General features: G+C 74.3%; 2 protein-coding genes. Both read left to right on the top strand.

The features are described 5' to 3' along the window. Positions 1-2864 (top strand): glycosyl hydrolase (locus L0B03_RS14785; protein ID WP_250447137.1); only part of this gene is annotated, 2864 nt, incomplete at its 5' end. A gap of 157 nt (positions 2865-3021) precedes the next feature. Continuing rightward, positions 3022-4074, top strand: a 1053-nt coding sequence (locus tag L0B03_RS14780; protein ID WP_250447136.1) for an RNA polymerase sigma factor, incomplete at its 3' end; no start/stop codon positions are given.

The following is a 4074-nucleotide window of genomic DNA, read 5'->3' as shown; positions in this document are numbered from 1 at the left end:
GCACCGCGGTGCACCCCGCCGTCGCAGGCGGGTCGCTCGCCCCCGCCCCGCACGCCGAGACCCGCCCGGTCGGTGAGGGCAGCTACACCACCGACCGCGTCGGCCCCGCCCCCGAGGGCTGTGCGCCGCTGGCGACCGACGCCCGCGCCTACCTGACCGAGGACGCCCCCGCAGGGGCCGTGCCGACCAACGACTGGTGGTCCTCGCTCGTGTTCAAGCAGGAGGGCGCCAGCTGCACCACGAGCGCCCCGCTGCACGCACACCCCGTCTCCTACCAGCCGCACACCGGCGGGCTGGGCCTGTCCTCGACCCGCGAGCCCGTGCTCTCCGGCACCTCCGGGGGAGTGGGGGAGTTCCACTACCCCTACACCGAGGACGTCGTCGTGGGCGTGGACGGGCTGCAGGCCCCCGTCGTCGAGGTGGCCGACTGGTCGGACTGGACCGTCACGCCGTCCTGGACCGACGAGGCGCGCACCTTGCGGGCCACGATCGGCCACGGGCTGCCCTTCAGCTACTACCGGATCACCGGCGGGGACGCTGTGCTGACCGGCACCGGTCCCGTGGACCTGTGGCACCAGGACGGCGGGCAGGTCGGCTTCACCGCGGGGGACAGCGACTACGTCGCCTTCGCCCCGGCCGGGTCGAGCTGGTCGGTGCAGGGCAGCACCCTGCGCTCGACCCTCGCCGGCACCGGCTACCTGTCGGTCGTCGCCCTGCCGACCGCGCCCTCAGACTCCGACGAGACCCGTCGCGAGATCGCCCAGCAGTACGCCCCGTACGCCTTCGCCGAGGTCACCGGCACCACGGCCGACTACGAGTACGACCAGGCCGACGGCGTGGTCCGCACCACCTACCGCCTGACCACCCAGGCCGTCGAAGGCTCCGCGCAGGGCACCGTCGTGTCCCTCTACCCGCACCAGAGCGCCTACCTGACGGGCGTCGGTGGCGGCACCGAGCTGGACCGGCAGTACCCCTCGCCGCGCGGTGACATGACCACCCTGGTGGGCGGCGAGTCCTTCACCACGGCCACCCCATTCACCGGGGTGCTGCCCGAGGTCCCCGCCGTCGCGACCGGGGACGGCGCCCAGCGCGCCCAGCTCGAGGAGCTGCTCGCCGAGGTGGCCGCCGACCCCATGGGCGCCCACGGCCCGGACACCTACTGGACCGGCAAGGCCCTGGGCCGCGCCGCGCGCATCGCCGAGATCGCCGACCAGCTCGGCCTCGAGGACACCCGCGACACCGCCCTCGGGCAGATCCGCGACACCCTGACCCACTGGTTCACCGCGACCCCGGGCAAGACCGAGCAGGTGTTCGCGTACAACGAGAGCTGGGGCACCCTGGTCGGGTTCCCGGCCTCCTACGGCTCGGACCGCGAGCTCAACGACCACCACTTCCACTACGGCTACTTCATCGCCGCCGCCGCGACCCTCGCCCGGTTCGACCCCGCGTGGGCCGCCCCCGAGGCCTACGGCGGCATGGTCGACCTGCTCATCCGGGACGCCAACGGCTACGACCGCGATGACCCGCTGTTCCCCTACCTGCGGGACTTCGACATCTACGCGGGCCACGACTGGGCGGCCGGTCACGGGGCCTTCGGGTCCGGCAACAACCAGGAGTCCAGCTCCGAGGGCATGAACTTCGCCAACGCCCTGGTGCAGTGGGGCGAGGCCACCGGCGACCGTGAGGTCCGCGACGCCGGGGCGTTCCTCTACGCCACCCAGGCCGCGGCCATCCAGCAGTACTGGTTCGACGAGGCCGGGGCCATCCCCGAGGGCTTCGGCCACACCACCCTCGGCATGGTCTGGGGCTCGGGCGGGACGTACTCGACCTGGTTCAGCGGCGCCCCGGAGATGATCCAGGGCATCAACCTGCTCCCCGTGACCGGCGGGCACCTGTACCTCGGCCTGCGGCCCGACGACGTGGTGAGCAACGTCGCCGAGCTCGAGGACGCCGTCGGCGGTCCGCCCGGGGTCTGGAAGGACATCCACTGGTCCTACCTGGCCCTCGGGGACGGCGCCGAGGCCCTGGCACGGCTCGAGGCCGACCCCGGCTACACCGTCGAGGAGGGGGAGACCCGGGCCCACACGTACCACTGGGTCGCGAACCTCGCGCGGCTCGGCACCGTGGCCGCCGAGATCCGGGCCGACCATCCCCTGGCGGTGGCCTTCGACGGCGACGCTGGGCGGACCTACGTGGCCGCCAACCTCACCGCCGAGCCGATCACCGTGCAGTTCTCCGACGGCGAGGCGGTGACCGTCCCGGCCGGGCAGACCGTGACCACCGGCGCCCACCGGTGGAGCGGTGGCTCCGCCGGCGGGGGACCGGTGGCACCCGAGCCAGGCCCCGACCCTGAGCCCGGTCCCGACCCCGAGCCGGACCCGGACCCGCAGCCGGCCGGGTTCGAGCGCCACCTCACGGCCCACGGGGCCCTGGCCCCCTCCCCGTCCGGGGGGGCCTCGACCACCCTCGTCGCGGCACGCGGTCAGGACGCCGTCGGGGACCCGACGACGGGCCTGGTCGCCGAGGCCCGCGGGCTCACCGGGACCTTCACCGGTGGGGCCACCGAGTTCGCCGTCGGGCTGGACGCCCTCAGCGGCATCGGGAACGGGACCCGCCTGCGCGTGTCCTACGACCTGACCGGGGACGGCAGCTGGGACCGGGTCGAGACCTTCCGCTACTACGCGACCGACCCTCTGCCGGGGTGGGAGACGTACACCCACCGGTCGGGGTTCCAGGAGGCCCAGGGAGAGCTCGGGGACCTGAGCGGTGGCACGGTGCGCGTCGAGCTGTGGAACGTCATCGGCAGCAGCCCGACCGCCGTCGACCTGCAGGGCTCCACGGTGGCGCTGCCCTTCACGGGCTGATCGCGCAGAGGCGGGGTGGCGCGGCTTCGAGCACGAGAGGCGCCGCGCCACCCGCCCGCCGCGTCCTCGCGGCCCCCCCGATCGCCCCCGGCTGTGCCCGGTACGGTCATCACCCGGGTCCGGCGCGTCGTCGTCCCACGGAGAGGTACGCACTCAGATGGCCCATCAGACCGACACCGCCACCGTGCTCGCCGCGCGCGCAGGCGACCCCGAGGCGATCGACAGGCTGGTGGCCGAGCACCTGCCGCTGGTCTACTCGATCGTCGGCCGCGCGCTCTCCGGCCATGCCGACGTCGACGACGTCGTGCAGGACACGATGCTCCGCGTGGTCCGCAACCTTGGTGACCTGCGCGACCCCGAGGCGTTCCGCTCCTGGCTGGTCGCCATCGCCGTCCGCCAGACGCGGGACCGGCACCAGGCCCGTCGGGCCACGTCGGACGCCCCGCTGCCCGAGGATCTGCAGGACCCGTCCCCCGACTTCGCAGACCTGACCATCGCCCGCCTCGAGCTGTCCGGGCAGCGCCGCGAGACCGCGGAGGCCACCCGATGGATGGACGAGGACCACCGCGAGGTGCTGTCCCTCTGGTGGCTGGAGACCTCCGGGGAGCTCACCCGCGAGGAGCTCGCCGATGCCCTCGACCTGAGCCGTGAGCACGCCGCCGTCCGCGTCCAACGGATGAAGGCCCAGCTCGGCACGGCCCGGAGCGTGGTCCGGGTGCTCGCGGCGACCCCGCCCTGCGACGAGCTCACCCTCGTCACGGCCGAGTGGGACGGCGAACCGGCGCCGGTATGGCGCAAGCGCATCGCCCGTCACGTCCGCGAGTGCCGCCGGTGCACCGCGATCTCAGCCGACCTGCTCCCCGTCGAGACCTTGCTGGGAGGGCTGGGTCTGGTGCCGGTGCCGGCGATCCTCGCCGCCCTGGGTCAGGACGCCGGTGCGCACGCCCTCGGGCAGGCCGCTGCCGGGGCGGAGCAGGGGGCGTCCCTCATGCTCGGTGGCGTCGCCGTGAGCAAGCAGACGCTGGCCGCCGTCCTGGTCGCCGTGACGCTGGTGGTCGGCGGTGCGGTCACGGTCGCCGTCCGCCAGCCTGACGACGCACCGGTCGCTGCCGCGGTGGCGAGCCGTCCCACCCCGGCAGCCGCCCAGCCCGTCACGCGCACCCCGGAACCGACGCCGACCTCGACGCCGACCCCCGAGGCACCTCCACCG

The sequence above is a fragment of the Actinotalea sp. C106 genome, assembly GCF_023630195.1.
Taxonomy (GTDB): Bacteria; Actinomycetota; Actinomycetes; order Actinomycetales; family Cellulomonadaceae; genus Actinotalea.
This window is presented reverse-complemented; position numbering and strand designations above follow the sequence as displayed.